The organism is Micromonospora orduensis (assembly GCF_006228125.1).
Classification (GTDB): domain Bacteria; phylum Actinomycetota; class Actinomycetes; order Mycobacteriales; family Micromonosporaceae; genus Micromonospora; species Micromonospora orduensis.
Genome location: NZ_VDFY01000168.1, coordinates 23,621 through 50,085, shown reverse-complemented (window position 1 = coordinate 50,085; position 26,465 = coordinate 23,621). Strand labels below are relative to the sequence as shown.

Genomic DNA, 26,465 nt, shown 5'->3' with positions numbered 1-26,465 from the left:
CCCCCGGGTCCGGCTGCACCCCGCCCGAATGCCCCCGACCGAGCAGCTCGAACTGGACCTGGTGCAGGTGCACCGGATGCACGTGCCGGGTGAAGTTGCGCACCTCCCACACCTCGGTGGCGCCGAGGACGGGCTGCTCGGTCGCCGGGTCGCTCCAGCGCAGCGGCCGGCCCCGGCCGCGCTCGTCGAGGGTGCCGAGCAGCATGACCATCGACCGGCCGGACATCCGCTCGTTGAGCGACAGCCGTCGTACCCGCTCGGCCGGCCCGAGCGGAGGGTGTGACGGCAGCCGCAGCTGCTCCGGCGGCACGCTGGTGTCCACGCCGGCCGCCTCGGTGACCACGAAGCGCAGCACCTGCCCGGTGGTCCGCGGGTCGGCAGGCGGGAAGTCCACCCCGGGCCGACCGCCCCGGTACGCCCAGTCCGGCCCCTCGTTGACCAGGTAGAGCTCGGTGCCCGCCGGGACGTCGGTGAAGTCGACGACGGCGTCGACCCGCTGGGCGGGGCCGAGGGTCACCCGGTCGTGCGGCACCGGCTCGGGCAGGAAGCCGCCGTCGCTGCCGATCTGCCAGACCGGCAGCACCGCACGGGCCGGCCGCGCGGTGGCGTTGGCGACGACGCTGAGCATCAGGAAGCGGCTGTTGCAGCCGTTGAGCAGCCGGAACCGGTAGCGCCGGGGTTGCACGGTCAGCGAGGGCCAGGTACGGCCGTTGACCACGATTGTGGAGCCGGAGAACTCCGACGTCCAGCGCGCCTCGTCGCCGTGCGACGCGTGCCCGCCCGGGTAGCGGAGGCTGCCGTCGGCGCCGAAGCTGCGGTCCTGGATCAGCAGCGGAATGTCGTGGTGCCGGGCGTGCGGCGGGTCGTCGAGGGCCGGCGCCGGGCCGGGCAGTACGCCGTCCGGCAGGTCGTCCCCGCCGCCGAGCAGGTAGAACCCGGCCGGCCCGGCGTAGACGTTCTCCCGGGTGAGCCCGAGGGTGTGGTCGTGGTACCAGAGGGTGCAGGGCCGCTGGTCGTTGGCGTACTCGAAGGTGGCCGATCCCGGTGCCCAGCGCAGGCCGCAGGCCTCGGCGAAGCGGGACCGGAACTCGCGGTACGCGCTGCCGGCCACCGCGAAGTCGGGCGGCAGGTCCCGGGTCACCGGCAGGTACCACGCCTCGGCGTGTCCGTCGCTCTCCTGGGTGCTGTGCGCGCCGTGCAGGTGCACCACCTGCGGCACCGGCCCCCGGTATCCGCGGGGGTCGCCGTCCCGGTGGCCGTGCCGGTCCCGGCCCGCCGTTCCACCCGGCGGGTTGGCCCAGTGCAGGGTCGGGTCCACCGGCAGCAGGTGCGGCAGGTGGTCACCCCGGTCGTCGACGAGCTGGTTGACCCAGGTCACGCGTACCGGGCGGCCCACCCGAGCCATGATCGTGGGCGACGGGTAGCCGAAACTGGCGGGGTGGGCGGTGGAGCCGTAACCCCACACCGTCGTGCGCGGCCAGGACGGCGGCAGGATCTGCTGGCGGAACTGACGCACCGCGATGACGTACGTGTCCCGCTCCGGTCCGGTCGCCACCGGTGGCATGGCCGCTGGGATCCGGAGCGGCGCGACGTACTTCGGGATGTCGGCAGCGTCCAGCGGCGCCGCGGCGAGCGCCGGGCTGGACGCCGTCCAGCCCGCCGGGACCATAACCGCGGCACCGCCGGCGGCACCGGCCGCGAGCAGTCGTCGTCTGCTGACCATTCCGCACCTCCTGATCGCCTGCGACCCTCAGTAAGAGAATGAGTTTCGCGGACGACCGCACGGCGGACAGATGGTGCATGACACCCATAAGAGGGATGTTCACGTCATAGGGTGTGGACATGCGATTCGACCAGCACACGGTCGTCCTCCTGGTCCGACCGTCGGATCCGCCGGAGCTGCCCCAGGACGCGATCGACCGGCTGCAGGACGCCCACCTGGCCCACCAGGCCGGGCTCGTGGAGCAGGGGCTGGTGCTCGCGGCCGGTCCGTTCCTGCACGCCGACGACGACCGGTTGCGGGGCTTCGTCGTGCTCTCCATCGCCCCGGACGAGGCCCGCGCGCTGTTCGCCAACGACCCGGCCGTGCGCGCCGGGCGGTTGACCGCGCGGGTGACGAGCTGGCTGGTCCCGGAGGGCAACGTGCGGTTCGAGGGGGTGCCGATGCCCCGGTCGATGCTGGAGGCGGCCGCCGGCGACTGACGTCAGCCGGGCAGGTCCCCGATCTCGACCACCCGCAGAGCGTCCGGCTCACCGATGATCACCCGCAGCGACGGGAAGTGGCCGCTGAGCACCTGCCGGCAGTCGCCGCACGGCACGCTGACCGCGCGCCCCCGGTCGGTCACCGTGACGATCGTCTCCAGCGCCGTCACGCCCTGCGTCGCCGCCGTGCCGACGACGACGAGCTCGGCGCAGGCGCCCCCGGTGCCGTGCTGGACGTTCACGCCGGAGAAGACCCGCCCGTCGGCGGTCCGCCCCGCCGAGGCCACTGTGTGGCTCTGGCTGCGGCACCGCAGTTTGGCGACCGCCGTCGCGGCCTGCACCAACGCCCGGTCGGTGTCCCGCAGCTCCATTTCCGGCCCCCCAGCTCGACGTCGGCCGCAACACTAGACGGCCGTTCGAGCGGCGCGGCACCGGCGCGGCGGTAACCCGGGGGCGGTACGCCGCGCGGCTGCCTATCCTTGGGCACGACATGCAGAATCCAGCCGCCTCCGCCGCGACCGATCCGGTACGCGAGCTGCACCGCCGCCTCTCTCCCCTGATGTTCCGCGACCAGCGCCGGCTCCAACGGCGGCTGGACGGCGCTCGCAAGCTGCGCGATCCCCAGCGGCTGGAGACGGCACTCGCCGAGATCAGCGCCGACGTGACCCGGGCCGAGCAGCGGATCGCCGCCCGGCGAGCGGCCGTACCCGTCATCACGTACCCGGCGGGGTTGCCGGTCAGTGAGCGCAGGGACGACATCGCCGCCGCCATCCGTGATCACCAGGTGGTGATCGTGGCGGGCGAGACCGGCTCCGGCAAGACCACCCAGCTGCCCAAGATCTGCCTGGAGCTGGGACGCGGCATCAACGGCCTGATCGGGCACACCCAGCCCCGGCGGTTGGCGGCCCGGACGGTGGCCGACCGGATCGCCGACGAGCTGGGCACCGAGCTGGGTGACGTGGTCGGCTACAAGGTGCGCTTCACCGACCAGGTCAGCGAGCGCAGCCTGGTGAAGCTGATGACCGACGGCATCCTGCTGGCCGAGTTGCAGACCGACCGGATGCTGCGCCAGTACGACACGTTGATCATCGACGAGGCGCACGAGCGCAGCCTCAACATCGACTTCATCCTCGGTTACCTGCGGGAGCTGCTGCCCCGGCGACCCGACCTCAAGGTGATCATCACCTCGGCGACCATCGAGACCGACCGCTTCGCCCGGCACTTCGCCGGCCCGGCCACCGCCGACGAGCCGCAGGGCGTGCCCGCGCCGGTGGTCGAGGTGTCCGGGCGCACCTATCCGGTGGAGGTGCGCTACCGGCCGCTGGTCGAGGTGGCCGAGGGCGAGGAGGACGGCGACGGCGACGGCGACGAGGAGAACGTCCGCGACCAGATCCAGGCGATCGGCGACGCCGTCGAGGAGCTGGCCGCCGAGGGTCCCGGCGACATCCTGGTCTTCCTCAGCGGCGAGCGGGAGATCCGGGACACCGCCGACGCGCTGGGCAAGCTGGTGCAGAAGAAGCGCTCCCTGCTGGGCACCGAGATCCTGCCGCTGTACGCCCGGCTGTCCAGCGCGGAGCAGCACCGGGTCTTCGCCGCGCACAGCTCGCGCCGGGTGGTGCTCGCCACCAACGTCGCGGAGACCTCGCTGACCGTGCCCGGCATCAAGTACGTGGTGGACCCGGGCACCGCCCGCATCTCCCGCTACTCCAGCCGGCTCAAGGTGCAGCGGCTGCCCATCGAGCCGATCTCCCAGGCGTCGGCCAACCAGCGCAAGGGCCGCTGCGGCCGTACGTCGGACGGCATCTGCATCCGCCTCTACGACGAGCAGGACTTCCTGTCCCGCCCCGAGTTCACCGACCCGGAGATCCTGCGCACCAACCTGGCGTCGGTCATCCTCCAGATGACGGCCATCGGGCTGGGCGACCTCGCCGCGTTCCCGTTCATCGACCCGCCGGACCGGCGCAACATCACCGACGGCGTCAACCTCCTGCACGAGCTGGGCGCGCTGGACCCGACCGAGACCGACCCGGGTAAGCGGCTCACCGCGCTCGGCCGGCGGCTGGCCCAGCTGCCGGTCGACCCGCGACTGGCCCGGATGGTGGTCGAGGGCGAGCGCAACGGCTGCGCCACCGAGGTGCTGGTGATCGCCGCCGCGCTCTCCATCCAGGACCCGCGCGAGCGGCCGGCGGAGAAGCAGGCCCAAGCCGACCAGGCGCACGCCCGGTTCGCCGACTCCGAGTCGGACTTCGTCGCGTACCTCAACCTGTGGCGCTACCTGCGCGAGCAGCAGCGGGAGCTGTCCTCCAGCGCGTTCCGCCGGATGTGCAAGACGGAGTACCTGAACTACCTGCGGGTCCGCGAATGGCAGGACATCGTCGGTCAACTGCGGCAGGTGCTGCGTACCCCACAGGACGGCGACCGGCGCGGCGGGCGGCCGGCGCGCGACGCCGCGGGCGACGCGGACGCCGGCCGGGGTACGGGGCGCCGTGGCGGCGCGGACCTGCCCGAGGAGATCGACACCCCGAAGGTGCACCAGTCGCTGCTGCCGGGCCTGCTGTCGCACATCGGCCTCAAGGACGCCCAGAAGCACGAGTACCTGGGTGCCCGGGGGGCGAAGTTCGCGCTGTTCCCCGGCTCGGCGCTGTTCAAGAAGCCGCCGCGCTGGGTGATGGCCGCCGAACTGGTGGAGACCTCCCGGCTCTGGGGTCGCATCGCCGGCCGGGTCGAGCCGGAATGGGTCGAACCGCTCGCGCAGCACCTGGTCAAGCGCAGCTACAGCGAGCCGCACTGGGAGAAGAAGCAGGCCGCGGTGATGGCCTACGAGAAGGTCACCCTGTACGGCGTCCCGCTGGTCACCTCCCGCAAAGTCAACTTCGGGCGGATCGATCCGGCGCTGAGCCGGGAGCTGTTCATCCGGCACGCCCTCGTCGAGGGCGACTGGCAGACCCACCACCAGTTCTGGGCCGACAACAAGCGACTGCTCGCCGACATCGAGGAGTTGGAGAGCCGGGCCCGACGCCGGGACATCCTTGTCGACGACGAGACCATCTTCGGCTTCTACGACCAGCGGATCCCCGCCGACGTGGTCTCCGGCCGGCACTTCGACTCGTGGTGGAAGAAGACCCGCCGGGAGCAGCCCGACCTGCTCACGTTCACCCGCGACCTGCTCATCAACGACGGCCGGGCCGGGGTGGACGAGGACGACTACCCCGACGAGTGGCAGGCCGACGGTGTGAGTCTGCCGCTGACCTACCGGTTCGAGCCGGGTACGCCCACCGACGGCGTCACCGTGGACATCCCGCTGCCGCTGCTCAACCAGGTGCCCGCGGAGAGCTTCGACTGGCAGGTGCCGGGGCTGCGCGAGGAGACCGTGATCGCGCTGATCCGCTCGCTGCCGAAGGCGATCCGCCGCAACTTCGTGCCGGTGCCGGACTTCGCCCGGGCCGCCCTGGCGGCGATCACCCCGGGCAAGGAGCCGTTGCTGGACGCGCTCACCCGCGAGCTGCGGCGGATGACCGGGGTCACCGTGCCCCGGGACGCCTGGGAACCCGCAAAGCTCCCCGCCCACCTGCGGGTCACCTTCCGGGTGCTGGGCGACGACGAGAAGCCCGTCGCCGAGGGCAAGGACCTGCCGGCCCTGCAACGCCAGCTCCGCCAGGAGGTACGCCAGGTGGTGGCGGCGGCCGCGCCGGAGGTCGCCCGGACGGGCCTGCGCGAGTGGAGCATCGGCACCCTGCCACGCACCATCGAACAGGTCCGCGCCGGCTACGCCGTGACCGCGTACCCGGCGCTTGTCGACGAAGGCGCGACGGTCGGGGTGAAGGTGTTCGACTCCCCCGGCGAGGCCGAAGCCGCGCACTGGGCGGGCACCCGCCGGCTGCTGCGGCTCACCGTGCCGTCCCCGGCGCGGTTCCTGCAGGGACGGCTGAGCAACGAGGCGAAGCTGGCGCTGAGCCGCAACCCGCACGGCGGCGTGCAGGAGCTGATCGAGGACGCGGCGGGCGCCGCCATCGACCGGCTCATCGACGCCGCAGGCGGGCCGGCGTGGGACGCCGACGGGTTCGCCGCGCTGCGCGAGAAGGTCCGCGCCGACCTGGTCGACACAGTGGTCGAGGTGATGGACCGGGTCCGCAAGGTCCTCGCCGCCGCGTACGCGGTGGAGCAGCGGCTCGGCGCCACCCGCAACCTCGCGGTGGTGGCGGCGCTGGCCGACATCCGCAAGCAGCTCGCGGGGCTGGTGCACGCCGGCTTCATCACCGAGACCGGGTACGCCCGCCTGCCCGACCTGCTGCGCTACCTGACCGCCATCGAGCGCCGGCTGGACCGCCTCGGCGGCAACCCGCAGCGGGACCGCCAGCAGCAGGACCGGATCGCGGTGGTGCAGAAGGAGTACGACGACCTGCTCGCCGCCCTGCCACCGGCACGCCGGCAGGAGGCGGCCGTCCGGCAGATCCGCTGGATGATCGAGGAGTTGCGGGTGAACGTCTTCGCGCAGGCGCTGGGCACCCCGTACCCGGTTTCGGAGCAGCGGATCTACCGGGCCATGGACGAGGCCGAGGGCCGCTGACCCGGCCCGGCCGGATCGGTCGGGCCGGGTCGCGGACCGGTCAGTGGGCCTGGACGGACAGGGCGCGGCTGGCCGGGACGCCACGCACGGAGCTGGTCAGCGCCGCGCCCCGGGGTTCGGTGGCGGTGGGCGCCCACCAGGCGCGGTTCTCCCGGTACCAGTGGAAGACCTCGGACAGTCCGTCCTCGAACCGGATCTGCGGCTCGAAGCCGAGCTCCTCGGAGATCTTGCGGTAGTCCAGGGAGTAGCGCTGGTCCTGGACCTTGCGGTCCGGCACGTGCCGGACCCGTTCCCAGCCGGCGCCGGCCAGCCGCAGGATCCGCTCGGTGAGAGCCCGGTTGGTCAACTCGACGTCGCCGCCGATGTTGTAGACCTCGCCGGCGCGGCCCTTGGCCAGGACCAGCGCGATGGCCCGGCAGTGGTCGTCCACGTGCAGCCACTCGCGCACCGCGCCGCCGTCGCCGTGCAGGGTGATGTCCTGCCCGGAGAGCAGGTTGGTGACGAACCGGGGGATGACCTTCTCGACGTTCTGGTAGGGCCCGTAGTTGTTGGCGCAGCGGGTGATGGAGACGTCCACGTCGTATGTGCGCCAGTAGGAGCGCACCACGTGGTCGCTTGCCGCCTTCGAGGCCGCGTACGGTGAGTTCGGTTCCAGGACGCAGCTCTCGTTCCAGGAGCCCTCGCTGATCGAGCCGTACACCTCGTCGGTGGAGACGTGCACGACGCGGCCGACCCGACCGCGCGCGCAGGCGGCCAGCAGGTGGTGCGAGCCCATCACGTTGGTCTCGAAGAACGGCGCCGGGTCGTCGATGGACCGGTCGACGTGCGACTCGGCGGCGAAGTGCACCACCGCGTCGTGTCCGGGCACCACGTCGGCGAGCAGTTGGCGGTCGCAGATGTCCCCGCGGATGAACGTCAGACGGGGGTGCGCGGCCGGCAGGTTGGCCCGATCACTGGCGTAGGTCAGCTTGTCGATCACCGTCACGTCGCAGTGCTCGAATCCGACATAGCGCCCGCTGAGCAGACTGCGCGCGAAATGCGAACCGATGAAGCCAGCGGCGCCGGTAACCAGGATCCTCATGTGTGGCCTCCCTGCCGGCGATAAATGTCCACCGGTGAGCTGTGCTGAGACGAATGGGGCTTTTGCCCCGTGCAAGAACCCACCTTAGGTGACGATCATCAACACTGACAGTGATACGGCGCCCTTAAGGACGAATTAACCCAACAGACCCTTTATCGGGCTGGTCAGCGGGGATCCACGCCCGGGGGAAGGTCGTCGCGTTCGATGGCCGACTGCACGTAGTCGAGCAGGATCCGCCGTAGCTCGCGGCCGGCGTGGGTCGGCACGACGTCGCGCCGACGGGCCACCGCGATGGTCCGCCGCACCCCCGGCGGGGCGAGGGGGGTGATCCGGACCCCGGGCCGTCGGGCCAGCACGATGCCGGGGACCAGCGCGATGCCGAGCCCGGCCTCGACGAAGCTGAGGACGGCGTCCATCTCGCCGCCGTCCACCGCGAACGTCGGCTCGAAGCCCGCCTCGCGGCACGCCTGGATGGTGGCGTCACGCAGGTCGTACCCCTCCCGGAACATCACCATCGGCTGGTCGCGCAGGTCGGTGATGTGCAGCTCCCCGGTCGCCGAGGCGGTCGGCACCTCGTCCACCGACGCCACCACGAGGCTCTCGCGCAGGATCGGGTCGACGCGCAGACCCGGGTCGGCGCCCTGCGCGGGCATGATGATCAAAGCCAGGTCCAGGTCGCCGCGCAGCAGGTCGCGTACCAGGTCCTGGGAGCCGCCCTCCTCGACCCGCAGGTCGACGGTCGGGTGCGCGTCTCGGAACCGGCGCAGCACCGGCGGGGCGAGGGAGGTGGCGAGGCTCGGGGTGGCGCCGAGCCGGACGCGCCCGCGCCGCAGCCCGACCAGTTCCTGCACCTCCCGGGTGGCGGTCTCCACGTCGGCGAGGATCCGGGTGGCCAACGGCAGCAGCACCTCGCCGGCCGCCGTGAGGGTGATGTTGCCCCTTACCCGCTCGAACAGGGGCGCCCCGAGGTCGGTCTCCAGAGCGTGAATTTGCTTACTGAGAGAAGGCTGAGTGATGCCCACGAGGTCGGCGGCTTGGGTGAAATGTCGTACTTCGGCCACCGCGACGAAGTACCGAAGCTGATGGAGCTGCATCTACATAGCTTATGACTATCAACACTGCGAGTTCGATGCATTGGACGACTGATCAAAGTCCTCCTAGCGTCGGTCAGGTGGTAATGACGAAAACTCGGTCGCCCATCCGCTCGAACGTCGGCCTCAAGGCCGTCATGGCGGTGACGGGCATCCTGCTGGTGCTGTTCCTGATCGCCCACATGCTCGGGAACCTGAAGGTGTTCACGGGGGAGACCTCGTTCGACCACTACGCGCACTGGCTGCGCGACATCGGCAAGCCACTGCTGCCCGGCGTCTGGTTCCTGTGGATCCTGCGCACCGTGCTCGTGGTGGCCGTCGTCGCCCACATCTGGGCCGCGACCGTGCTCGCCCTGCGGGCCCGCGCCGCCCGCCCGGTCAAGTACGCCCACCGCAAGAAGGTCCGGGGCAGCTACGCGGCCCGCACCATGCGCTGGGGTGGCGTGATCATCCTGCTGTTCGTGATCTACCACCTCCTGGACCTGACCACCGGCACGCTCAACCCGGTCGGCGACCCCGGCAACCCGTACGGCAACGTCGTCGCCGACTTCGCGCCGGAACGCTGGTACGTCACGCTCTTCTACACCCTGGCGATCGTCACGCTCGGCTTCCACCTGCGCCACGGCGCGTTCAGCGCGTTCCGCAGCCTCGGCCAGCAGACGCCACGCGGCGAGCGGCGGGCGCGCACCGCCGCGCTGATCTTCGCCGTGGCGCTCTGCGCCGGATACCTGGTGGTCCCGTTCGCCGTTCTCACCGGATTGGTGTCCTGACATGGAACTCTTCACCGAGGGCGACCCGATCGCCGACACGAAGGCTCCCACCGGCCCGATCGAGAAGCGCTGGGAGACCCGACGCTTCGAGGCCAAGCTCGTCAACCCCGCCAACCGCCGCAAGATGACGGTCATCGTGGTCGGCACCGGCCTGGCCGGCGGCTCCGCGGCGGCCACCCTGGCCGAACAGGGCTACCACGTGAAGTCCTACTGCTACCAGGACAGCCCGCGCCGCGCGCACTCGATCGCGGCGCAGGGCGGCATCAACGCCGCGAAGAACTACCGCAACGACGGCGACTCGGTGCACCGGCTGTTCTACGACACCGTCAAGGGCGGCGACTTCCGGTCCCGCGAGTCGAACGTGCACCGCCTGGCCGAGGTGTCGGTAAACATCATCGACCAGTGCGTCGCGCAGGGCGTGCCGTTCGCCCGCGAGTACGGCGGCCTGCTGGACACCCGCTCCTTCGGTGGCGCCCAGGTGCAGCGCACCTTCTACGCCCGGGGCCAGACGGGCCAGCAGCTGCTGCTCGGCGCGTACCAGGCCCTGGAGCGGCAGATCGGCCTCGGCAACGTGGAGATGAACGCCCGCCACGAGATGCTGGAGCTGGTCCTCGTCGACGGCAGGGCCCGCGGCATCGTCGTGCGGGACCTGGTCACCGGCGAGATCAGCACCGAGATGGCCGACGCGGTCGTGCTCGCCTCCGGCGGCTACGGCAACGTCTTCTACCTCTCCACCAACGCCAAGGGCTGCAACGTCACCGCCACCTGGCGGGCGCACCGCAAGGGCGCGTACTTCGCCAACCCCTGCTACACACAGATCCACCCGACCTGCATCCCGGTCTCCGGCGACCACCAGTCGAAGCTGACCCTGATGAGCGAGTCGCTGCGCAACGACGGCCGGGTGTGGGTGCCGAAGACCAAGGGCGACGACCGCAACCCGCGCGACATCCCCGAGGACGAGCGGGACTACTACCTGGAGCGGATCTACCCGTCCTTCGGCAACCTGGTCCCCCGCGACATCGCCTCCCGCGCCGCCAAGAACGTCTGCGACGAGGGCCGGGGCGTCGGGCCGACCAAGCTCGGCGTCTACCTCGACTTCGCCGACGCGATCGACCGGCTGGGCCGCAAGGCCATCGAGGCCAAGTACGGCAACCTCTTCGAGATGTACGAGCGGATCACCGGCGAGGACCCGTACGAGGTCCCGATGCGGATCTACCCCGCCGTGCACTACACGATGGGCGGCCTCTGGGTCGACTACGACCTCCAGTCGAGCATCCCCGGCCTGTTCGTGATCGGCGAGGCGAACTTCTCCGACCACGGCGCGAACCGGCTCGGCGCCTCGGCGCTGATGCAGGGCCTCGCCGACGGGTACTTCGTGCTGCCCACCACCATCGCCAACTACCTGGCCTCCGGCCCCCTCGAGAAGGTCGACGCCAGCCACCCGGCGGCGGTCGAGGCGCGTACCGACGTCGAGGACCGGATCCAGCGGCTGCTGGCCGTCGACGGCGACCGGACCGTGGACTCGTTCCACCGGGAGCTGGGCCAGATCATGTGGGAGCACTGCGGCATGGAGCGCAGCGAGGCCGGGCTCCGCAAGGCGATCGGCGAGATCCGCGACCTGCGCGAGCAGTTCTGGCAGCGGGTCAAGGTGTCCGGCACCGGCGAGGAGCTCAACCAGTCGCTGGAGAAGGCCGGCCGGGTGGCCGACTTCTTCGAACTGGCCGAGCTGATGTGCATCGACGCCCTGCACCGCGAGGAGTCCTGCGGCGGCCACTTCCGGGCCGAGCACCAGACCCCCGACGGTGAGGCGCAGCGTGACGACGACCGGTTCGCGTACGTGGCGGCCTGGGAGTTCACCGCCACCGGCGAGCCCTCGGTGCTGCACAAGGAAGACCTGAAGTTCGAATACGTCCACCCCACGCAGCGGAGCTACAAGTGAACCTGACCCTGCGCATCTGGCGCCAGAAGGGCCCTGAGGACAAGGGTCGGATGGTGACCTACCCGGTCGACGACGTGTCCCCGGACATGTCGTTCCTGGAGATGCTCGACGTGCTCAACGAACGGCTCATCCTCGACGGCGAGGACCCGGTCGCGTTCGACCACGACTGCCGCGAGGGCATCTGCGGCATGTGCGGCCTGATGATCAACGGGGACGCGCACGGGCCGCAGCGCGGCACGACCGCCTGCCAGCTGCACATGCGGCAGTTCAAGGACGGCGACACGATCGACATCGAGCCGTGGCGGGCCAGCGCCTTCCCGGTCATCAAGGACCTGGTGGTCAACCGGGGTGCCTTCGACAAGATCATCGCCGCGGGTGGCTACGTCACCGCGCCCACCGGCAGCGCGCCCGAAGCGCACTCCACCCCGGTGGCCAAGGCCAACGCCGACGCCGCCTTCGAGTCGGCGGCCTGCATCGGCTGCGGCGCCTGCGTCGCGGCCTGCCCGAACGGCTCCGGCATGCTCTTCACCGCCGCCAAACTCACCCAGCTCTCGCTGCTGCCGCAGGGCCAGCCGGAGCGCTACACCCGGGTGATCGGCATGGTCGACGCGCACGACGAGGCCGGCTTCGGCGGCTGCACCAACGCCGGCGAGTGCACGGTGGTCTGCCCCAAGGGCATCCCGCTGAACACCATCGGCCGCCTCAACCGCGACTACCTCACCGCCACCACGAAGGGCGCCGGCAACACCCCCGGCTCCTGACCCACGCACCACCGGACCGCCGTACCCCCGAATCGGGGTTGCGGCGGTCCGGCGTTTGGCGGCAGCGGCTGCGGTGAGGCTGGGCCCGGGTGACGCGGCCGGTTCAACTCCCTTCCCCCGGGTAGCAGTCAGGCAGCAACCGAGGGATGGAGGCCCGATGAAGGCACTGACCTGGCAGGGCAAGCGGGACGTACGGGTCGAGGAGGTGCCGGACCCCCGGATCGAGGAACCGACCGATGCCATCGTGAAGATCACCTCGACGGCGATCTGCGGCTCCGACCTGCACCTGTACGAGGTGTTGGGGCCGTACCTGAAACCCGGCGACATCCTGGGCCACGAGCCGATGGGCATCGTCGAGGAGGTCGGGTCGGGGGTGACCCGGCTCAAGCCCGGAGACCGGGTGGTGGTGCCGTTCAACATCGCCTGCGGCAGCTGCTGGATGTGCGAGCGTCAGCTCTACGCCCAGTGCGAGACCACGCAGGTCACCGCCGAGGGTAAGGGCGCGTCGCTGTTCGGTTACACCTCGCTCTACGGCTCGGTGCCCGGCGGGCAGGCCGAGTACCTGCGTGTCCCCCAGGCCCACTTCGGACCGATCAGGATCCCGCAGACCGGGGCCGACGAGCGCTACCTCTACCTCTCCGACATCCTGCCGACCGCCTGGCAGGCGGTGAAGTACGCGGACACCCCGCCCGGTGGCACCCTGGCCGTGTTCGGGCTGGGCCCGGTCGGTCAGTTCTGCGCCCGGATCGGTCGTCACCTCGGCGCCGGCCGGGTGATCGGGTTGGACCTGGTGCCGGAGCGGTTGGAGCTGGCCCGCCGGCACGGCATCGAGGTACTCGACGTCAGCGAGCTGACCGACGTGCCGGGCACTCTGATCGACCTGGTCGACGGGCGCGGCCCGGACGCGGTGATCGACGCCGTCGGCATGGAGGCGCACGGCTCGCCGGCGGGCAGGCTGGCCCAGACCGCCGCCGGGCTGCTGCCGGACAAGCTGGCCCAGACGATGACCGACCGGGCCGGCGTGGACCGGCTGTCCGTCCTGCACGCCGCCGTCAAGGCGGTCCGCCGTGGTGGCACCGTGTCGCTCTCCGGCGTCTACGGCGGTGAGGCCGACCCGATGCCGATGATGGAGATGTTCGACCGGGGCATCCAACTGCGGATGGGGCAGTGCCACGTCCGCCGGTGGACCGACGAGATCCTGCCGCTGCTCTCCGGCGACGACGATCCGCTCGGCGTCGAGGACCTGCGCACCCACCGGTTGCCGCTGAGCGAGGCCCCGCAGGCGTACGAGATGTTCCAGAAGAAGGAGGACGGCTGCATCAAGGTGGTCCTGAACCCGTGAGTCGGGTGGTGGTGATCACCGGTGCGACCAGTGGGGTCGGGCGGGCGACGGCCCGGGCGTTCGCCGAGCGCGGCGACCGCCTGGTCCTCGCCGCCCGCGCCCCACAGACCCTCGCCGAGGTACGCGCGGAGTGCGCCGACGCCGACGTGCTGACCGTGCCGACCGACGTCACCGAGCCGGGCGCGTTGGAGGCGCTCGTCGACGCGGCGATCGGGCGGTTCGGTCGCATCGACGTGTGGGTGCACACCGCCGCGGTGATGGCGTACGGCCGCTTCGACGAGCTGCCCGAGCGGGTCTTCGACCAGGTGGTACGCACCGATCTGCTGGCGGCGGCCGGTGCGGCGCGGGTGGCGCTGCGGCACTTCCGGGCCACCGGCGCCGGCACGCTGATCCTCACCGGTTCGGTGCTCGGGCACATCACCGCCCCGTACATGAGCGCGTACGTGGCCAGCAAGTGGGGTTTGCAGGGGCTGGCCCGGACGGTGCAGCAGGAGTTGCGCGACACCCCGGAGATCCGGCTCTGCCTGGTCAACCCGGGCAGTGTGGACACCCCGGTGTACCAGCAGGCGGCCAACTACCTGGGCCGGATCGGCCGCCCTCCGCCGCCCGTCGCCGGCCCGCAGCGGGTGGCCCGGGCCATCGTCGACTGCGTGGACCGGCCGCGCCGGGAGGTGTCGGTGGGCTGGCTGAACGTGGTGATGCGCGCCGGCTTCACAGTGGTCCCGGGTGTCTACGACGTCCTGGTCGGGCCGTTGATGAGGCTGGCCGGCCTGAGCGGACGGCCGATCGCCGCGCACGACGGCTCGGTCTTCACCCCGAACCCGGCCGGAGAGGCCATCCGCGGCGGTCACCTTCCCGATCTGCGGCAACTCGTGTTCGGACCGGTCGGCGCGGTCGGCGCCGCACTGCGCCGACGGCTCGGCTGACCTGTTCGGGACTCTTCGGGGGCATCATGTATCGATCAACTCGCCTAGGGTGGTGGGCCGGCAAGCGCTCCGGCGCCCCACGACGGGAGAGAAGATTGACTATCCGGCTGAACCGCAGGACGGCACTCGGGCTCGGGACGGTGGCCACCGCCGGCACAGTGCTCGGCGCCGCCGCACCTGCGAGCGCCGCCGACAGCGAGGCCGCGCCGACCACCCCCGCCCGGGCCGCCCGTCGGGTCGCCACCGTCTTCGCCCGGCACAGCACCGAGGCGGGTGGCAACTGGCAGGCGTACGTCAGCGTGGCCGACCCGGACGGCGCGCCGGTCGTCGCGGTGGCCGCCGACGCGGACCGGCGGATCGAGGCGTACAGCGTCAACAAGATCGCGGTCGCCACGGCGGTGCTGGACAAGGTCGACCGGGGGCTGCTCACCCTGGACCAGCGGGTCGACGTCACCGCCGCGATCGTCGTGCCGGGCGGTGACGGCATCTTCAGCCTGGACGGCGCGTACCCGAGCAGCGTGACCCTCGGGCACGTGCTGGCCAACCTGCTGACGGTCTCGGACGACACGGCGGTGCGGCTGTGCGGGCTGGTCGCCCCGGCCGCCGAGATCAACTCCATCCTGGTCGCCAAGGGTTTCCCGAACACCCAGGTCGAGCCGGTGGCCAACCCCAACCGGTTCTTCCTCGGCACCAGCACCCCCCGGGAGACGCACGACCTGCTGCGGGCCCTGGTCGGCGGCACGCTGCTCTCCCCCACCTCGACGGCGTACCTGCTCGGGCTGCTGCGCTCCCCGGTGGCGTTCACCGACGGCATCCGACGCACCATGTCCTCCGACGAGCGGGCCCGGATCGCCACCAAGGCCGGCTGGTTCGCCGACGCCCGCCACGAGGCCGGCGTGATCTTCGACCGGTCCGGCGCGGCGGTGCTCACCTACGCGCTCTTCGCCGACGGGCAGGCCGACCCGGACAACTTCGGGGCCACCCACCCGGCGGTGCAGGCCCGGGCCGCCATGGGTCCGAAGTTCCTGACGGCGGTGGACCGGCTCGCCGGCACCGGCGCCGCGTACCGGATCGCCACCCGGCGCCCCAGCAACGGCGGCTGAGCCCGGTCCCGGGTCGGTCGCCGCCGCCGGCGGCCGACCCGCACGGGTGACCGCTCGGGCACGCCGGCTCCGGGGTGGCTACCGTGTAGGGCGGACACCTCGGAGGGACGGCGATGGCACCAACGCGGAGCACGGACGTCGAACGGTCGCTCGGGCGACGGATGCGAGGCGCGGCCGGTCTCGCCGCGCTGGCCGGCCTGGCCTGGGTGGCCCGGGACGTGCCGGCGGCGCTCGGCGGCCGGCTCGCCGGCGCTCGCGCCGAACGGGCGGCCCGCTCGCCGCAGTTCCGCGACGGCACCTTCCACAACCAGGCCGGCACCCGCACGATGGTCGCCGACCCGGGTCGCAACCTGCTCCGCGAGCTGATCTTCGGTAAGCAGAAGCGGCGTCCCACCGCGCCCGTGCCGCTGCTGCGCCCCAGCGCGTCGCCCGCCGCCGACACCACCGACGAGCTGAACATCGTCTGGTACGGCCACGCCTCAGTGCTGATCGAGATCGAGGGCCGGCGGGTGCTGCTCGACCCGGTGTGGAGCGACCGTTGCTCGCCGTCCGCTCTGGTCGGCCCCCGCCGGCTGCACGAGCCACCGGTACGCCTGGACGAGCTGCCCCCGCTGGACGCCATCCTGATCTCCCACGACCACTACGACCACCTGGACATGGCCACCGTGCGGGCACTGCTGGCCGGTCAGTCCGCGCCGTTCCTGGTGCCGCTCGGCGTGGGCGCGCACCTGGACCGGTGGGGTGTGCCCGCCGACCGGATCATCGAGCTGGACTGGTCCGAGTCGCACCAGGTCGCCGGGCTGGAGATCACCGCCACCGCCGCCCAGCACTTCTCCGGCCGGGGGCTGCGCCGCGACGGCACGCTGTGGAGCTCCTGGGTGGTGGCCGGGGCACGCCGCACGGTCTTCTACACCGGCGACTCCGGCTACTTCGACGGGTACGCGGCGATCGGCGCCGAGCACGGGCCGTTCGACGTGACGCTTATGCAGATCGGCGCGTACGACCGGGCCTGGCCGACCATCCACATGTTCCCCGAGGAGGCGGTAAACGCCCACCTCGACCTGCGCGGCGGGCTGTTCATTCCGGTGCACTGGGCGACGTTCAACCTGGCCCTGCACGACTGGTCCGAGCCGGTGAACCGGCTGTGGGCCGAGGCGAAGGCCCGCGACGTACGACTCGCCGTGCCCCGCCCGGGTGAGCGGGTGGTGGTCGAAGACCCGCCGGCCGTCGACGGATGGTGGCAGTCCGTCGCCTGACCGGACGGGCACGGCGAACCGCCGCCGTCACCCCGAGGATTGACATTCGGGGTAAAGTGCGCTTCTTTCTCGCTGCGCCATCGTTCCCCCTGTTGTGACGCACGCAGGGAGCCTGCCCACCACCGGACGAGCAAGCCCGGCGGCGGATCCGGGCATCGGAATTCTCGGCACCGGCTCGTACGTACCGGCCCGGACCGTGCACAACGACGAGGTCGCCCGGCTCGTCGGGGTGACCGGGGAGTGGATCGAACGCAAGACGCACATCCGGTCCCGCCGCTTCGCCGCACCACACGAGGCGACCTCCGACCTCGCCGCGCACGCTGCCCGGCGCGCGCTGGACCAGGCCGGCACAACGGCCGACGGTATCGACTACCTCATCGTCGCCACCTCCACAGGTGACTCACCGCAACCACCGACCGCGCATGTCGTGCAACACCTGATCGGCGCGCGCAACGCCGCCTGCTTCGACATCAACGTCGTCTGTAGCGGCTTCGTCTACGCCCTGGCGGTCGCTCGGAGTCTGCTGACGTGCCGCCCCGGCACCCACGCGCTGGTCGTGGCCGCCGATGTCTACTCGCGGATACTCGACTTCTCGGACCGGACGACCGCCGTGCTCTTCGGTGACGGGGCGGGGGCGGTCGTCCTCGGACCCACGCCTGCGGGTCACGGCATCATGGAGGTCGACCTGCGGGGCAGCGGCGACGCCCGGAGCCTGATCCACGTCGAGGCCGGCGGTTCGCGGTTGCCCGCATCGCAGCACACCGTCGACTCCGGTGGCCACTTCTTCCGGATGCGGGGCCGCGAGGTCCGCGAGTTCGTCGCCCGCGTCGTGCCCCCGACGCTCGCCGAGCTGCTTGGGCGGGCCGGGTTGACCGCGCAGGACATCGATCACTTCGTACCGCACCAGGCCAACGGTGTGATGCTCGACGAGCTGGTCAAGGCCAGCGACCTGACGGGCGCGCGGACCCACCGGACGCTCGAACGCTACGGCAACGTCGGAAGTGCCTCCATCGCCGTCACCCTCGACGAGGCACACCGGCAGGGCGAGTTCCGCGCCGGCGACATCCTGCTGCTCGCCGGGTTCGGCGGGGGGATGGCCACCGGTGCCTGCCTGGTGCGGTGGCACACGCCAGCCGGCCGCACCGCGGCCGCCCACGACCCACAGGAGGCGGAACAATCGTGAACAGCATCCGGAAGGTGGGCGTCGTCGGCTGTGGGGTGATGGGCACCGGCATCGCCGAGGCGTGCGCGGTGGCGGGCCTCGACGTACGGGTGGTCACCTCCAGCCCGTTGTCGGTCCCGACGGCGCGGGAGCGGTTGTCGCGTGCGGTGGACCGACGGGTACGCAAGGGAAAGCTCGACAGCGCGCGCCGGGACGACATCCTGGACGCGATCACCGTCTCCGCCCAACTGGACTGCCTCGCCGACCGTGACCTGGTCGTCGAGGCGGTCACCGAGCGGGAGTCGGCCAAGATGGAGGTCTTCGCGGCACTCAACAAGATCGTCGCGAATCCGGACGCCGTCCTGGCCTCGAACACGTCGTCCATTCCGGTGGGTCGCCTGGCGCGGGCCACCGATCGACCCGAGCGGGTGCTCGGCGTCCACTTCTTCAACCCGGTCGCCGCGATGCCCCTGGTGGAGCTGGTCGGCGCACTTCGCACGGATCCGGAGACGATCTCCCTCGTCGAGCGGTTCGCGACCGGGGTTCTCGGCAAGCAGGTGATCAGGGTCGGCGACCGGGCTGGCTTCGTGGTCAACGCCCTGCTGGTTCCATACCTGCTCAACGCCATCCGGATGCTCGAAGCCGGATACGCGTCCGCGCAGGACATCGACCGGGCCATGACGTTGGGCTGCGGGCACCCCATGGGGCCGCTGGCGTTGGTCGACCTCATCGGCCTGGACACCGTCGCGGCTATCGCTGCCGCGCTGCACGAGGAGTTCGGCGAGCCGTCCTACGCGCCGCCACCCCTGCTGCGTCGGATGGTGGAGGCAGGCTGGACCGGCGGCAAGGCCGGCCGCGGTTTCCACTCCCCCAGCTAGGGCCGCTCGCGCCGACCCCGACAGCTCAGCGCGCAGGCACGCCCTTGACCACGACGCCGGCCGGCACGTCCCGCACGACGCAGGCCCCGGCGCCGACCGTCGAGTCCGCGCCGACGGTGAGCTTCTGCAGTACCGCGGCCGTTGTCCCGACGAGTACGCCGGAGCCCACCGTGGTGGAGCCGGAGATCGCGGCGAGAGGGTTGACGGTGACGAAGTCGCCTAGGAGGCAGTCGTGCCCGACAGTCACGTTCAGGTTGAGATGCACGTGCCGGCCGATGCTCACGTTCGTGGTGACGCGTACGCCCCCCGCGGCGACGAAGCCCTCCTGGTACGAGCAGTCGGGGCCGATCTCGGCCCCCGGATGCACGATGGTGGCCGCTGGCAGACCGAACTGCCGGAGGCGGTCGTCGATCCGACGCCGGGCGGCGGGCGAACCCACGCCGATGACGACGTGTGTCGTGGGCGGTCGACCGTCCAGCCACTGCAGTGGGCCGAGCAGGGGCACGTCGAGGTGGCGGACACGTTTGAGGTCAGCCTCGTCGAGAGCGTCGTCGACGAAACCGAGGACGCTCCAGACCGGCTCGCCCGCCGTACGGTTGATGGCTCGAATGATGCCCAGCACCTCGCGGCCGAAACCGCCGGCACCCACGATCACCACGTCGATCGCCACGCCCACCCCCCTGTCGGTACGTCTGCTGCCGACAACGTAACGACGAGGCACCGCAGGCGTGACGTGACTGCCCGAATGGTCGTGTCGTGAGGTCGCCTCAGAGTACGAACGCGTCGGTCCAGAGCGCACCGGACCGCCCGGACAGCGCGTCCAGCATGGCCACCGCCTGACCGTCGGTGAGCTGCGCGACGAAGTCCACGATGGCCCGCCCCCGGGCCCGCCCGATCCGGTCCGGGGTACGCGGGTGCAGCTCCGCCTCGGCCAGCTCCACCAGGTCGTGCAGCCGGCGGGGCAACCGGGACTCCTCCTCCGGGTCGAGCAGCCACTCCCACAGCGCCTCCACCAGGGTGCCCAGCAGCCGGGCCTGGCCCCGCTGGTGCAGGGCGAGGTCGGGGCGCGCCAGCACGAACCGGTGGTGGACGAACTTGAGCACCTGCACCTCGTGCCACTGCGCGCAGCCGAGCAACACGTACCCGGAGCGCACCGACGGCTGGTCGGTGACGGTGATCGCCTCGACGAAGCGGGTGGACCAGCGGGCGGAGAACCGGGCCACGTACTGCTCGGCCTCGATCGAACCGTCGAACGGCATCGCCAGCAGCCCGTCGACAAGCTCCTCGCGGACATGCTCGACGGCGGCGGCGAACGCGTCGTCGTCGGCGATCCACGCGTCCTTGCGGTGCAACTGCCGGCGGAGCCGCTCGATCGCCGCGCCGGGCCGCCGGGCCGCGATGGCCAGCGCCGCGTCGGTGATCGCCCGGAAGTGCCCGCTCTCGCGCTGCCAGGCCATCAGCTCGGCCGACACCGACCCCTGCTGGAGCACACCCACGCGGTAGAAGTCCTCCACGTCGTGGATGGCGTACGCGATGTCGTCGGCGGTGTCCATCACCGACGCCTCCACGGTCTGCTGCCAGTCCGGGATGCGGCCGACGAACGGTTCCCGCGCCTGCCGCAGGTCGTCCAGTTCGGTCAGGTACGCGCCGAACTTCAGCGAGCCGCTCTCCGGGTCGTCCGGCGGTGGGGTCGCGCCCCGGGGCGGCGGGTCCAGCAGACGCGGGTGCGGGTCGGGGTAGTCCAGCCTGGTCCACGGGTACTTCAGCATCGCCGCGCGAACCGCCGCGGTCAGGTCCAGCCCGGTGGTGGCCGCGCCCCGGATCTCGGTGCTGGTGACGATCCGGTACGACTGGGCGTTGCCCTCGAAGCCGTCGGGGAGGCCGAGGCGCTGGCGGGCCAGCCGGTCCAGCACCCGCTCCCCCAGGTGCCCGAACGGCGGGTGGCCGAGGTCGTGGGCGAGCGCGGCGGCCTCCACCACGTCCGGGTCGCAGCCGCCGAGCTTGTCCAGCAGGTCACGCCACCGCTCGTCGGCCGTGAGCCGCTCGGCGATGGCCCGGGCCACCTGGGCGACCTTCAGGCTGTGGGTGAGCCGGTTGTGCACCAGCAGGCCGGAGCCGACCGGGCTGATGACCTGGGTGACACCGCCGAGTCGGGCGAAGAACGGCGAGCCGACGATCCGGTCCCGGTCGGCGCGGAACGGGTTCGCCGCGAGGTCGCCGAGGGCCCGGGCGCTGCCGCCGAAGAGCCGCCGGGCGCGCGGCTCGGCAGATGTTTCCATGATCGCCACGCTAGCGCAGGCCCGACCCCGGCCGCCGACGGTCAGCCGGCCGGGTGCGGCGACAGCGGCCGGGACCGACCGGCACAATGCAGGGCGGTACCCACCGGAGAAGGCGGATCGAGATCGTGACCCAGTCTGTTCATCAGCGAATCGCCGACGAGCTCGGCGTGGCCGAGCGTCAGGTGCGGGCGGCCGTGGAGCTGCTCGACGGCGGCGCCACCGTGCCGTTCATCGCCCGCTACCGCAAGGAGGCCACCGGCCTGCTCGACGACACCCAGCTGCGCACCCTGGAGGAGCGGCTGCGCTACCTGCGGGAGCTGGACGAGCGGCGGGCGGCCGTCCTGGAGTCGATCCGCGGCCAGGGCAAGCTCGACGAGGCCCTGGAAGCGCAGATCATGGCGGCGGACTCGAAGTCCCGACTGGAGGACATCTACCTGCCGTACAAGCCGAAGCGGCGGACCCGGGCGCAGATCGCCCGCGAGGCCGGACTGGCGCCGCTTGCCGAGACGCTGCTGGCCGACCCCACCCAGGACCCACGGGCCACGGCCGCCGGGTTCGTCGACGCGGAGAAGGGCGTCGCCGACGCCGCCGCCGCGCTGGAGGGCGCCCGCGCGATCCTGATCGAGACCTTCGCCGAGGACGCCGACCTGATCGGCACGCTGCGCGAGCAGATGTGGTCGCGGGGCCGTCTGGTGTCCCGGGTACGCGAGGGTCAGGAGACGGCGGGCGCCAAGTTCGCCGACTACTTCGACTTCTCCGAGCCGTACCCGAAGCTGCCCTCGCACCGGATCCTGGCGATGTTCCGGGGCGAGAAGGAGGGCGTGCTCGACCTGACCATGGAGCCCGAGGAGGCCGGCGAGGCGGACGCCGCGCCGACCGGTCCGAGCCGGTACGAGGCGGCCATCGCCGGCCGGTTCGGGGTGTCCGACGCGGGCCGCCCGGCCGACAGGTGGCTGGCCGACACGGTCCGCTGGGCCTGGCGTACCCGGATCCTCATCCACCTCGGGGCCGACCTGAGGATGCGGCTGTGGCAGGCGGCCGAGGAGGAGGCGGTCCGGGTCTTCGCCACCAACCTGCGTGACCTGCTGCTCGCCGCGCCGGCCGGCACCCGGCCGACGATGGGTCTGGACCCGGGCCTGCGGACCGGTGTGAAGGTGGCAGTGGTGGACGCCACCGGCAAGGTGCTCGCCACCGACACGATCTATCCGCACGAGCCGCGCCGGCAGTGGGACGCGTCGGTGGAGACCCTCGCCCGGCTGGCCGGCGCGCACGGGGTGGAGCTGATCGCGATCGGCAACGGCACCGCCTCCCGGGAGACCGACAAGCTGGCCGGTGACCTGATCAAGCGGCATCCGCAGCTCAACCTGACCAAGGTGATGGTCTCCGAGGCCGGCGCGTCGGTCTACTCCGCGTCCGCGTACGCCTCGCAGGAGCTGCCCGGGATGGACGTGTCGCTGCGCGGCGCGGTCTCCATCGCCCGCCGCCTCCAGGACCCGCTCGCCGAACTGGTCAAGATCGACCCACGGTCGATCGGGGTCGGGCAGTACCAGCACGACCTGTCCGAGGTGAAGTTGTCCCGGTCGCTGGACGCGGTGGTGGAGGACTGCGTGAACGCGGTAGGGGTGGACGTCAACACCGCCTCCGCGCCGCTGCTGACCCGGGTCTCCGGGATCGGCGCCGGGCTGGCGGAGAACATCGTGCTGCACCGGGATGCGAACGGGCCGTTCCGCTCGCGTACCGACCTGAAGAAGGTGGCCCGGCTCGGGCCGAAGGCGTTCGAACAGTGCGCCGGCTTCCTGCGCATCCCCGACGGCGACGACCCGCTGGACTCCTCAAGCGTGCACCCCGAGGCGTACCCGGTGGTCCGTCGCATTCTCGCCAGCACCGGCCAGGACCTGCGCTCGGTGATCGGTAGGAGCGCCATCCTGCGCGGGCTGCGGGCGACCGACTTCGTCGACGACCGGTTCGGCCTGCCCACCGTCACCGACATCCTCGCCGAGCTGGAGAAGCCGGGCCGCGACCCGCGTCCGGAGTTCCGCACCGCCACCTTCGTCGAGGGGGTGGAGAAGATCGGCGACCTGACGCCCGGGATGGTGTTGGAGGGCGTGGTCACCAACGTGGCCGCGTTCGGCGCGTTCGTGGACGTCGGTGTGCACCAGGACGGCCTCGTGCACGTGTCGGCGATGTCCCGCACCTTCGTGAAGGACCCCCGCGAGGTGGTGAAGTCCGGCGACGTGGTGAAGGTCCGGGTGCTCGACGTGGACGTACCCCGCAAGCGGATCTCGCTGACCCTGCGCCTCGAGGACGAGCCCGCCGCCACCGGTGGTGGTGGTGCGCGGACCGGGCAGGAGGGGCGCGGCCCCGCACAGCGCGGCCCGCAGGCCGGACGCGGCGGGCAGGGCGGACGCGACGGGCAGAGCGGCGGACGCGGTGGGCACGGCGGCGGACGCGGCGGGCAGCAGCGTCAGGGTGCGCCGGCGCCAGCCAACGACGCGATGGCCGAGGCGCTGCGCCGCGCCGGACTGGCCTGACCGCGCCCACCCGGCCGGCCAGCCGGCCTTCGGGTGGTCGACCAGCCGGCCATGGGGCGACGGTGGTCGGGCGGTTCGATGGCCGTCGGCAGGAGCAGCGGCGGGCAAGCGGCGTGGGCGGTGGGAAACCTGCTCGTGCGGCGGTGGAGGTCGGTGTGATGATCTCGCGGTGAGGATGCATGCCGACCAGATGGACGTGACCGTGGAGGTGGTCGCCGCGCTGGTGGCCGAGCAGTTCCCGCAGTGGCGGGGCCTGCCGGTGCGTCCGCTCCCCTCGGCCGGCACGGTGAACGCCCTGTTCCGGATCGGCCCGGACGTCGTGCTGCGCTTTCCGCTGCGGCCCTCCGCCGGGCCTGACCTGCGCGACGAGCTGCTGCGGGAGCAGGAGTACGCACGACTGTTCGCCGCGCACCTGCCGGTGGCGGTGCCCGAACCGCTCGGCCTCGGTGAGGCGGGCGACGGGTACTCCGGGCCGTGGGCGGCGTACCGGTTCATCCCCGGTGAGACGGCCCGGCCCGACCGGATCGGCGACCCGGACGTGTTCGCCCGCGACCTGGCCGGTGTGGTGGTAGCCCTGCGCGGCATCGACACCCGCGGGCGGTCCTGGTCGGGGTCCGGTCGGGGCGGGCCGCTGGCCGCCCAGGACGCCGGTGTGCGGGCCGCCCTCGCCGTCAGCGGCGCGCTCACCGACACCGTCGCCCTCGCCGAGGTGTGGGACCGGTGCCGCGACGCGCGCCGGGACGACCCCGCCGACGGGTGGATCCACGCCGACCTGATGCCGGGCAACCTGCTGGTCCGCGACGGTCGGCTGGTGGCGGTCATCGACCTGGGCACGGTCGGCGTGGGCGACCCGGCGGTGGACCTGATGCCGGCGTGGAACCTGTTCGACGCCGGGTCGCGGGAGACGTACCGGCGGGCGCTGGGTGTGGACGACGCGACGTGGGAGCGGGGGCGCGGCTGGGCGCTGGTGCAGGCGATCAACGCGCTGCCGTACTACGTCGAGACCAACCCGGTGATGGCCTCCATCGCCCGGCACACCCTGCGGGCCGTCCTCGGCTGAGCCGTCGCGTACCGTCGGCTCGTGGTGGAGGGCGACGGCCCGCAGTGGCGGGAGCAGCGGCAGCGGGCGGTGCGGGCGCACGCCGACGCGGACGCCCGGCGACGGGCGGCCGAACAGGCGCAGGCGGCGGAGCTGGTGGCCTGGTTCGTGGCCGAGGCGACCCGGCGGGGGTTGCCCACCACGCGGCTCGTCGCGCGGGGCCACGACGGGCGCGGTCGCTACCGCACCCGGCTGACCGGCTGGTACGTCGACCGGGCCGGCACCCGGGCGGTGGACGTGGACGGCCGGTTCCACCTGCTGACCGTGCCGGGAGGCCTGCGGGCCCGGCTGTTCGGCGTCGACCCGCGGCCCAGCCCGGCACCGCTGGTCGTCGGGGCGGGTGGCCGCGACGGCGAGTCGATGCCGTTGCGGACCCTGCTCACCCGGCTGCTGGACGACGCGCCCGGCGATTCCGGCGGGCCACGTCCCACCACCAGGCCTGCTGGACCAGGAGCGTGAGCAGCCCGGCCAGGACGATCGCACACACGTTGATCACCAGCTGGAGTGCCGAGCCGCCCGCCTCGTCCCACACGCCGTAGGCGGCGGCCACGGCCACGTTCGCCGCGGCCGGCACCGTGGTCACCGAGATCAGCACCCCGACCAGGCTGCCCGACTTCTTCGACGTCAGGGAGAGCATGCCGGCCACGCCGGCGAGCAGGCCCACCACCCAGGACAGCGCGTCGGGCCGCCAGATGAAACTGGTGAGCGGCCGGTCGGCGCGCAGCATCTCCTCGCTGACCAGGCCGGCCGCGGTCAGCGCCCAGGTGCTCAACACGGTCGCCACCATGGCCGCCAGGAAACCCACGGTGAGGGCCTGCACCGACCGGCCGATCACGTCGAGCCGGCGGCGCAGCAGCGCCACGCAGAGCGCGGCGAGCGGGCCGAACTCCGGACCGACCACCATCGCCCCGACGATGAGGATCGGCTGGTCCAGCAGCACGCCGACGCCAGCGATCATGGTGGCCACCACGATCAGCACCAGGTAGGTGCCGGACAGCTCGGTCTGCTCGCCGGTCTTCGCCGCGATCTCGTCCCAGACCACCGCGTCGGCGCCGCTGCCGGGGGCCTTCTCCGCCGCCCGGTCGGCCGACGCGGAGATGGTCAGCTCCACGTCGTCGGCGGAGATGCCGCCGCTCGCCTCCACCCCGAGCTGCTGGAGCCCTCGCAGAACGCCGTCGGCGCTCTCCCGGACCACATCGCAGAGGATCAGGTCGCCCTGCGGTTGCCGGGCCGCGCCGGGCAGCACGGCCAGGTGGGTCACCCCCGCCTCCGCGGCCAGCAGGTCGACGACCTCGGCGGATCGGTCCACCGGGGCGATCACCCTCAGGTGCAGCACTCGTTCTCCCTGTTGTACGCAGCGCGCGGGCACGGCCGGCAGCACTCTAGCCGGCCGGACCCGACTGTCGGTTCGGACGTCGGGGCCAGCCGACCCGATTCGTCGCAGAATCGGCGAAACCGCCTATGCACCGCCATAGGCC

At 72.1% G+C, this 26,465-nt stretch carries 21 protein-coding genes; 14 read left to right on the top strand and 7 right to left on the bottom strand.

Annotated features, from left to right (window positions below; all coding sequences use genetic code 11):
* Positions 1 to 1,723 (bottom strand): multicopper oxidase family protein (locus FHG89_RS17640; RefSeq protein ID WP_139585481.1); only part of this gene is annotated, 1,723 nt, incomplete at its 3' end.
* A 119-nt stretch (positions 1,724 to 1,842) separates the two neighbouring features.
* Here FHG89_RS17640 and FHG89_RS17635 point away from each other — a divergent pair.
* On the top strand, positions 1,843 to 2,202 hold the full coding sequence (locus tag FHG89_RS17635) for a YciI family protein (protein WP_139585480.1): 360 nt from the start codon (positions 1,843 to 1,845) through the stop codon (positions 2,200 to 2,202).
* A gap of 2 nt (positions 2,203 to 2,204) precedes the next feature.
* Here FHG89_RS17635 and FHG89_RS17630 read toward each other — a convergent pair whose 3' ends face one another.
* Positions 2,205 to 2,573: a cytidine/deoxycytidylate deaminase family protein gene (locus tag FHG89_RS17630; protein WP_139585479.1), complete on the bottom strand. Its 369-nt coding sequence runs from the start codon at positions 2,571 to 2,573 to the stop codon at positions 2,205 to 2,207.
* A 119-nt stretch (positions 2,574 to 2,692) separates the two neighbouring features.
* Here FHG89_RS17630 and hrpA point away from each other — a divergent pair, with 119 nt between their 5' ends.
* Positions 2,693 to 6,769, top strand: coding sequence for an ATP-dependent RNA helicase HrpA (gene hrpA / locus FHG89_RS17625; RefSeq protein ID WP_139585478.1), 4,077 nt, complete (start codon positions 2,693 to 2,695; stop codon positions 6,767 to 6,769).
* 40 nt (positions 6,770 to 6,809) lie between these two features.
* On the opposite strand, the gene rfbB is transcribed toward hrpA, so the two are convergent.
* Together rfbB and FHG89_RS17615 are read right to left on the bottom strand one after the other, a co-directional pair.
* On the bottom strand, positions 6,810 to 7,850 hold the full coding sequence (gene rfbB / locus FHG89_RS17620) for a dTDP-glucose 4,6-dehydratase (RefSeq protein ID WP_139585477.1): 1,041 nt from the start codon (positions 7,848 to 7,850) through the stop codon (positions 6,810 to 6,812).
* A 164-nt stretch (positions 7,851 to 8,014) separates the two neighbouring features.
* Entirely contained in the window at positions 8,015 to 8,944 is a 930-nt protein-coding gene (locus FHG89_RS17615; RefSeq protein ID WP_139585476.1) for a LysR family transcriptional regulator, read from the bottom strand.
* Between the two features lie 83 nt (positions 8,945 to 9,027).
* Here FHG89_RS17615 and FHG89_RS17610 point away from each other — a divergent pair, with 83 nt between their 5' ends.
* The 9 genes from FHG89_RS17610 (at position 9,028) to FHG89_RS17570 (ending at position 19,078) form a co-directional block, all read left to right on the top strand.
* Positions 9,028 to 9,711 (top strand): succinate dehydrogenase cytochrome b subunit, encoded by a 684-nt coding sequence (locus FHG89_RS17610; RefSeq protein WP_139585475.1) that lies wholly within the window; start codon positions 9,028 to 9,030, stop codon positions 9,709 to 9,711.
* 1 nt (position 9,712) lies between these two features.
* Complete coding sequence (locus FHG89_RS17605) at positions 9,713 to 11,650, top strand: fumarate reductase/succinate dehydrogenase flavoprotein subunit (protein ID WP_139585474.1); 1,938 nt, start codon at positions 9,713 to 9,715, stop codon at positions 11,648 to 11,650.
* Positions 11,647 to 12,411, top strand: coding sequence for a succinate dehydrogenase/fumarate reductase iron-sulfur subunit (locus tag FHG89_RS17600; RefSeq protein ID WP_139585473.1), 765 nt, complete (start codon positions 11,647 to 11,649; stop codon positions 12,409 to 12,411). The genes FHG89_RS17605 and FHG89_RS17600 overlap by 4 nt, the downstream gene beginning before the upstream one ends.
* A 157-nt stretch (positions 12,412 to 12,568) precedes the next feature.
* Positions 12,569 to 13,753 (top strand): zinc-dependent alcohol dehydrogenase, encoded by a 1,185-nt coding sequence (locus FHG89_RS17595; RefSeq protein WP_139585472.1) that lies wholly within the window; start codon positions 12,569 to 12,571, stop codon positions 13,751 to 13,753.
* Positions 13,750 to 14,679 (top strand): SDR family NAD(P)-dependent oxidoreductase, encoded by a 930-nt coding sequence (locus FHG89_RS17590; RefSeq protein WP_139585471.1) that lies wholly within the window; start codon positions 13,750 to 13,752, stop codon positions 14,677 to 14,679. Before FHG89_RS17595 ends, FHG89_RS17590 begins: the two co-directional genes overlap by 4 nt.
* A 95-nt stretch (positions 14,680 to 14,774) precedes the next feature.
* Positions 14,775 to 15,782 carry a serine hydrolase gene (locus FHG89_RS17585; RefSeq protein ID WP_139585470.1) on the top strand — a complete coding sequence of 336 codons (1,008 nt, stop codon included), beginning with the start codon at positions 14,775 to 14,777 and terminating at the stop codon, positions 15,780 to 15,782.
* Between the two features lie 113 nt (positions 15,783 to 15,895).
* Complete coding sequence (locus FHG89_RS17580) at positions 15,896 to 17,038, top strand: MBL fold metallo-hydrolase (RefSeq protein WP_139585469.1); 1,143 nt, start codon at positions 15,896 to 15,898, stop codon at positions 17,036 to 17,038.
* A gap of 94 nt (positions 17,039 to 17,132) precedes the next feature.
* Positions 17,133 to 18,221, top strand: a complete 1,089-nt coding sequence (locus tag FHG89_RS17575) for a 3-oxoacyl-ACP synthase III family protein (protein ID WP_244295573.1) — start codon at positions 17,133 to 17,135, stop codon at positions 18,219 to 18,221.
* Positions 18,218 to 19,078, top strand: coding sequence for a 3-hydroxybutyryl-CoA dehydrogenase (locus tag FHG89_RS17570; RefSeq protein ID WP_139585468.1), 861 nt, complete (start codon positions 18,218 to 18,220; stop codon positions 19,076 to 19,078). The genes FHG89_RS17575 and FHG89_RS17570 overlap by 4 nt, the downstream gene beginning before the upstream one ends.
* 25 nt (positions 19,079 to 19,103) lie before the next feature.
* On the opposite strand, the gene FHG89_RS17565 is transcribed toward FHG89_RS17570, so the two are convergent.
* Both FHG89_RS17565 and FHG89_RS17560 read right to left on the bottom strand, forming a co-directional pair.
* Positions 19,104 to 19,748, bottom strand: coding sequence for an acetyltransferase (locus FHG89_RS17565; protein WP_139585467.1), 645 nt, complete (start codon positions 19,746 to 19,748; stop codon positions 19,104 to 19,106).
* Positions 19,749 to 19,845: 97 nt separating this feature from the next.
* Complete coding sequence (locus FHG89_RS17560) at positions 19,846 to 21,357, bottom strand: deoxyguanosinetriphosphate triphosphohydrolase family protein (protein WP_139585466.1); 1,512 nt, start codon at positions 21,355 to 21,357, stop codon at positions 19,846 to 19,848.
* 86 nt (positions 21,358 to 21,443) lie between these two features.
* Here FHG89_RS17560 and FHG89_RS17555 point away from each other — a divergent pair, with 86 nt between their 5' ends.
* From FHG89_RS17555 to FHG89_RS17545, 3 genes are all read left to right on the top strand, one after another.
* Entirely contained in the window at positions 21,444 to 23,888 is a 2,445-nt protein-coding gene (locus FHG89_RS17555; RefSeq protein WP_139585465.1) for a Tex family protein, read from the top strand.
* Between the two features lie 175 nt (positions 23,889 to 24,063).
* Positions 24,064 to 24,948 carry an aminoglycoside phosphotransferase family protein gene (locus tag FHG89_RS17550; protein ID WP_139585483.1) on the top strand — a complete coding sequence of 295 codons (885 nt, stop codon included), beginning with the start codon at positions 24,064 to 24,066 and terminating at the stop codon, positions 24,946 to 24,948.
* Positions 24,949 to 24,969: 21 nt separating this feature from the next.
* Positions 24,970 to 25,446 carry a hypothetical protein gene (locus FHG89_RS17545; protein WP_139585464.1) on the top strand — a complete coding sequence of 159 codons (477 nt, stop codon included), beginning with the start codon at positions 24,970 to 24,972 and terminating at the stop codon, positions 25,444 to 25,446.
* Here the strand turns inward: FHG89_RS17545 and FHG89_RS17540 are convergent.
* The gene (locus FHG89_RS17540; protein ID WP_139585463.1) at positions 25,367 to 26,323 is read right to left on the bottom strand and encodes a DUF389 domain-containing protein; all 957 of its coding nucleotides are present in this window, start codon (positions 26,321 to 26,323) and stop codon (positions 25,367 to 25,369) included. The genes FHG89_RS17545 and FHG89_RS17540 overlap by 80 nt on opposite strands.
* Positions 26,324 to 26,465 lie beyond the last annotated feature (142 nt).

Bases quoted from the DNA above. Each gene is read 5' to 3' on its own strand.
- FHG89_RS17550 (WP_139585483.1), top strand. From the start codon at position 24,064: ATGCATGCCGACCAGATGGACGTGACCGTGGAGGTGGTCGCCGCGCTG.
- rfbB (WP_139585477.1), bottom strand. From the start codon at position 7,850: ATGAGGATCCTGGTTACCGGCGCCGCTGGCTTCATCGGTTCGCATTTC.
- FHG89_RS17610 (WP_139585475.1), top strand. From the start codon at position 9,028: ATGACGAAAACTCGGTCGCCCATCCGCTCGAACGTCGGCCTCAAGGCC.
- FHG89_RS17555 (WP_139585465.1), top strand. From the start codon at position 21,444: ATGCAGGGCGGTACCCACCGGAGAAGGCGGATCGAGATCGTGACCCAG.
- hrpA (WP_139585478.1), top strand. From the start codon at position 2,693: ATGCAGAATCCAGCCGCCTCCGCCGCGACCGATCCGGTACGCGAGCTG.
- FHG89_RS17635 (WP_139585480.1), top strand. From the start codon at position 1,843: ATGCGATTCGACCAGCACACGGTCGTCCTCCTGGTCCGACCGTCGGAT.
- FHG89_RS17560 (WP_139585466.1), bottom strand. From the start codon at position 21,357: ATGGAAACATCTGCCGAGCCGCGCGCCCGGCGGCTCTTCGGCGGCAGC.
- FHG89_RS17605 (WP_139585474.1), top strand. From the start codon at position 9,713: ATGGAACTCTTCACCGAGGGCGACCCGATCGCCGACACGAAGGCTCCC.
- FHG89_RS17595 (WP_139585472.1), top strand. From the start codon at position 12,569: ATGAAGGCACTGACCTGGCAGGGCAAGCGGGACGTACGGGTCGAGGAG.
- FHG89_RS17630 (WP_139585479.1), bottom strand. From the start codon at position 2,573: ATGGAGCTGCGGGACACCGACCGGGCGTTGGTGCAGGCCGCGACGGCG.
- FHG89_RS17615 (WP_139585476.1), bottom strand. From the start codon at position 8,944: ATGCAGCTCCATCAGCTTCGGTACTTCGTCGCGGTGGCCGAAGTACGA.
- FHG89_RS17580 (WP_139585469.1), top strand. From the start codon at position 15,896: ATGGCACCAACGCGGAGCACGGACGTCGAACGGTCGCTCGGGCGACGG.